Here is a 5145-nt window from a genome sequence, read left to right on the forward strand (position 1 = left end):
GACGATTTTAAGAATAAGCTGATTTCTATGATTGCACATGATTTCAGAACACCACTGCATAACATAGTTAATATCACCGGGTTTATAGAAAATAAAGCACTCACCGTAACAGAGGCGGCGGAAATGATCCAGGAGGTAGAACAAACTGCCACTACCACCCTGGGGGTATTTGAAGAAATATTAAAATGGATACGTACCCAGTTGTCGGGCTTTGTATATCGCCCGGAGCGATTTTTCCTGGCCGACATGATCCGTATCATCACACAGAATTTACAACATTTACTCGCCGAAAAGAACATACAACTGGTCACAGCTATTCCTGAGGGCACTACCATACTGGCCGACTTTGAAATGCTGCAGTTCATTCACCGGAATTTTTTACACAATGCTATTAAATTTTCACCTCCTGATAGTGTAATAACGATTAAGGCTATACGAAATAATGGATCGATAACCGTGTCATTTACAGATGAGGGCACAGGTATTGACGCGTTGGTATTGCCACTGCTATTTGCCTGGAACAGCAAAGCCTACGAACAGGAGCGATCGGGCAAAGGAGCGGGTTTGGCGTTGATCATCTGTAAAGACTTTATAGTTAAAATGAGTGGAGAAATGAATGCACAAAATAATGAGCAGCAAGGGAGCACTTTTTATTACCGCCTCCCGGAATCGTTAAAAACGGCATGAGAAAAACAGGGAGCAAGGCATGTTGCAAAAATAAGTTAGCTGCTATTTGGGTAGCTATGGTATTGCTGTGCTTTGTAAACAAGGTATTCGCGCAAAGCCCACCGGGCCCCCAGTTACCGGAGTTGCTGCAGGAACTGCACACAACGCACGACAGCAGTCAGTATGTAAATACGCTGGGGAAACTGGGCGCTTTGTACATGATGATCGACATCGACAGCAGTTTTATTTATGCCGTTCGCACCTATGAAATAGCGGAGCGGCTGCACGATAAAAAAGGTATGGCAGATGCCTATGATGTGATGAGTTTTTGTTTTGCGCTGAGAACAGATTTTAATATTGCTGGAATTTACGCCTACAGAGCATTGCAGCTGCATAGATCATTGTCGGACAGTGCCCGTATCTGCAAAACGCTCAGTAACCTGTATCTCTATTACCGGAACATGGGCAGACCAGTGGAGGCCAACAATTATTTTTATGAAGCCTTTAAGATGGCCAGCCGGTTGCCGGCTTCGGCAGATTCGATGTACAGTATCCTGTTGCTGAATTATGCGATGCGATTTTATAGTGATGTTAGCCGTAAGGATTCCGTACAATGGGCATTTCGTACGGCAGCTCATATCTCTGCAAAGTATCCCCGCAGTCGGCTGCCATTGTATATTGACGCCTACGAAGCAGACTCCCTCGTAAAGCAGGGACGTGGAAAAGAAGCAGAAGTAAAGATGAATCAGTTGGCAACGGAAGCGTTGCAACGGGGATTGCCATACGTGGCCATGGATATATATAATCGCCTGGAAAACTACCAGGGAATGGGATATGCGATAGATTCTACCCACTACCGGGAACTGTCTTATGAACTGGCAAAAAAAGCAGGTTGTATTGAGTTGAATCTTTCTACCATAGCCGGTTTGTATGATTATTATCTGACCACAAAGGATACCGGTAAAGTAAACTATTACAGTAGTGAAATCATGCGGATGGCCGGGCAGCACCGGTATCAGCCCGGCCGGGACATGGTGAATTACATAGATTATTTTTTAAAAGAACAGACTTTGCAGCAATTGTCCCGGAGCAATCTGCAACAGCAGGCGGAACTGGAGAAGCGGAACATGAAAAAGAGAAATAGCCAGTTTGTGATGGCCGGGTTATTCGTTATTGTGATCCTGTTATTCCTGTTGCTGCTAAGCCGCTATCAGCAATTCACGGCCTCGGAGGTACAGAAAGGAAAACTCTCGGACAGTTATGCGGATATTTCGTTGAAAAGCGTGGCACTGCGGGCCAATGATGAATTTAAGAATAAGCTGATTACCATTATAGCCAACGATTTCAGGGCGCCGCTGTATTATATTTCGAATGTAGCTGGGCGGTTAAAAGATTATGAAGATGACCCGGCGATGATGGCCACTTTGATAAAGAAGATAGCCGATGTTTCTGGTAACACCTTATGCGTTTTTGATAATATTTTAAAGTGGATACGTCTGCAATTAGCCGGATTTATTGATCATCCCGTACCCTGTCAGCTGCATGCAGCTATACAGGCGGTGTTGAAGCTCACCACCGCAGCTATAACTGAAAAATCGCTGATAGTGGTAAACCTGGTGCCGGAAGAATTTACCCTGCAGGCGGATGAGGAAATGCTGAAAATGGTACAGTTGCATTTATTGCGGTTATCCATACACTATGCACAGCGGGGGAGCTTGATCATTATTTCTGCCTGGAAAAATGAAGGGCTGGTATACTGTCGTATGATAGCGGATACGGGAGCAGATGCGGGGGCGATTATAAAAGTCTTGTCTGACTGGCAACAGGATATGTATGCGCTGAGTTATGCCATCACAAAAGACTTTATAGATAAAATGAATGGTGTTATCCAGGTAACGGAGAGTGAAGGGAAATACCTGGTATTTACGGGGATATTGCAGGGATAATATAAATTCCGGATGCCCCTACTTTGCTGGCCGAAATTTCATTTCGGTCAAAGTAGGGGCATCCGGAAAATCAAAGATGCTATGGGTTATTTTTTACCGTATTGATCGCCGTCGTATGCCCAACGGATATAGTTGGCACCCCAGGTAAATCCGCCTCCAAAGGCAGCCATCATGATGTTGTCGCCTTTTTTGAGGAATTTCTCGTAGTCCCACAGGCATAAAGGAATAGTACCCGCAGTGGTGTTACCATAACGGTGGATATTCATCATTACCTTTTCATCTGGAACGTTGATATACTGGGAAGTGGCGCCAATGATACGTTTGTTGGCCTGATGAGGTACCAGCCATGAGATATCGGCTGAGGTCAGGTTATTACGTTCCATGATATCTTTTGCAGCACCCGCCATATTGGATACTGCATATTTAAAGACCATTTTACCTTCCTGGTATACGTAGTGTTCGCGGGCAGTTACGCTTTCTATCGTTGCTGGTTTAACAGAGCCACCGGCTTTCATGTGCAGGTATTCGCGGCCATGACCATCACTTTTCAGGATGCTGTCGATCAGGCCATATCCTTCGGTATTGGCTTCGAGCAGTACACCGCCAGCGCCATCACCAAAAATGATGCAGGTAGTACGGTCGGTATAGTCAATGATAGAACTCATTTTATCAGCACCGATCACCATTACTTTTTGGTAACGGCCGCTTTCAATGAAGCGGGCGCCGGTGTCCAGGGCATATAAAAAGCCTGAGCAGGCCGCACTGATATCAAAGCCGAAAGCGTTTTTAGCGCCGATTTTATCGGTTACTACGTTGGCAGTAGCCGGGAAAGTCATGTCCGGAGTAACAGTGGCCACAATTAACAGATCAATTTCTTCCGGAGAAATGCCTCTCTTTTTGCAAATTTCAAGAGCTACCGGTACACACAGGTCAGATGTCCCTTTCCCTTCTCCCTTCAATATCCTTCTCTCTGAAATGCCCGTCCGGGTTATTATCCAGTCGTTTGTTGTATCTACTAATTTTTCTAATTCCTGGTTGGTTAGCACGTAATCGGGAACATACCCACCCACCGCTGTAATAGCGGCCGTTATTTTATTCATATAAACTAAATATGTGTTTAAAACGAGGCGTAAAAATACGATATAAACGTATATTTCCTAAAAAAGTCGAATATGACGAACTTTATGGATTGACAATCCGTTAAAAGTTAGCATCTTTGCCCGGATTTATCCGAAATACATTATTAATCTATTTCCGAAAGTTTAATTAAATTACTGAACCTTTACCTTGTATGATTGCTTATCTGAATGGAATATTGGCGTATAAGTCACCAGCTCTTGTTCATCTGGATGTGGATGGAGTCGGTTATGAAGTACAGATTAGCCTCAACACATATTCCCGCATACAGCATATGGAAAGTTGCAAATTGTTAACCTTCCTGCAGATTAAAGAAGATGCACATACGCTGTATGGTTTTTTTGAAGAGGCAGAAAGAAGCCTTTTTCTCCTGCTGATCAGTGTTTCAGGTGTAGGGGCCAATACCGCCCGAATGATGTTGTCATCTTTACAACCAGAAGATATACAACGTGCTATCATGATGGAAAATGAGCGGATGCTCGAAAGTGTAAAGGGGATCGGCGCTAAAACAGCCAAAAGAATAATACTGGAACTAAAAGATAAGATAACGAAGCACAAGGATACCGGAACACATTTATCTGCTACTGTAAACAATACAATGCACGAAGATGCGTTAAATGCTCTGATAACTCTGGGTATCGCCCGGAACATGGCAGAATCGGCGATCCAGAGAGTTATGAAAAATGAGCCGCTATTGCAAAACTTGGAAGAGCTCATAAAGAAGGCCCTGAAAAGTTTATAATTAATAAATAAAATCCTCTATAAAAACCTATTTTTCTTGGCAAGAAAAACATACTATGGTGCTTTTGCCGTGATAGCAATTGTATCCTTTATCATTGTTGACACTGCCGCTAGGGATCGTTCTGGAAATCTGAAATTATCGAGACGGAGCTGGAAGTCGGATACCACCATTACAGGTCAAACCAAAGTCGATACTACCGGAAAAAAAGATACCTTGAAATTCCCCCTTCAGGACAGACGCGGCCCCAATATGACGGATCCGGGGTCCAGAAGTGGTATTGATCTGAAGGATCCCGCAAATATCAACAAAACAATAGAATACGATCCCATTACGAAGCAATACACGGTTACCGAAAAAATCGGTAGTCAGTATTATCGTAACCCTACCTACATGAGCTTTGATGAGTTCTATAAACTGCAATCCAATCAAAGTGAACAAGACTACTGGCAAAAAAGAGCCAGCGCCCTCGGTAACCTGAACCAACGCAGCAATGGCCCTGCACTGTATAATGGCAACAACCTCTTTGACCGCATCTTTGGCGGCAGCAAAGTAGATATACGCCCCCAGGGTAGCCTGGACCTCACCTTCGGCTATCAGGGTCAGAATATCAAAAACCCCGTACTGGTGGAACAAGCCAGAAAAAACGGCGGTTTT

Annotated in this window: 5 protein-coding genes; 4 read left to right on the forward strand and 1 reads right to left on the reverse strand. The window is 44.1% G+C overall.

The window, feature by feature from the left end; genetic code table 11:
* Nucleotides 1–687, forward strand: a 687-nt coding sequence (locus VIP81_RS32680; protein WP_331972192.1) for a HAMP domain-containing sensor histidine kinase, incomplete at its 5' end; no start/stop codon positions are given.
* Nucleotides 684–2612: a hypothetical protein gene (locus tag VIP81_RS32685; protein ID WP_331972195.1), complete on the forward strand. Its 1929-nt coding sequence runs from the start codon at nt 684–686 to the stop codon at nt 2610–2612. The genes VIP81_RS32680 and VIP81_RS32685, both read left to right, overlap by 4 nt.
* Before the next feature lie 86 nt (nt 2613–2698).
* Here the strand turns inward: VIP81_RS32685 and VIP81_RS32690 are convergent, their stop codons facing one another.
* The gene (locus VIP81_RS32690) at nt 2699–3712 is read right to left on the reverse strand and encodes a beta-ketoacyl-ACP synthase III (protein WP_331972198.1); all 1014 of its coding nucleotides are present in this window, start codon (nt 3710–3712) and stop codon (nt 2699–2701) included.
* 191 nt (nt 3713–3903) lie between these two features.
* Here VIP81_RS32690 and ruvA point away from each other — a divergent pair, with 191 nt between their 5' ends.
* Together ruvA and VIP81_RS32700 are read left to right on the forward strand one after the other, a co-directional pair.
* Complete coding sequence (ruvA, locus tag VIP81_RS32695) at nt 3904–4491, forward strand: Holliday junction branch migration protein RuvA (protein ID WP_331972200.1); 588 nt, start codon at nt 3904–3906, stop codon at nt 4489–4491.
* A 36-nt stretch (nt 4492–4527) separates the two neighbouring features.
* A partial coding sequence (locus VIP81_RS32700; protein ID WP_331972203.1) for a hypothetical protein occupies nt 4528–5145 on the forward strand: 618 nt, incomplete at its 3' end.

Source organism: Chitinophaga sp. (assembly GCF_036566945.1).
Classification (GTDB): Bacteria; Bacteroidota; Bacteroidia; order Chitinophagales; family Chitinophagaceae; genus Chitinophaga.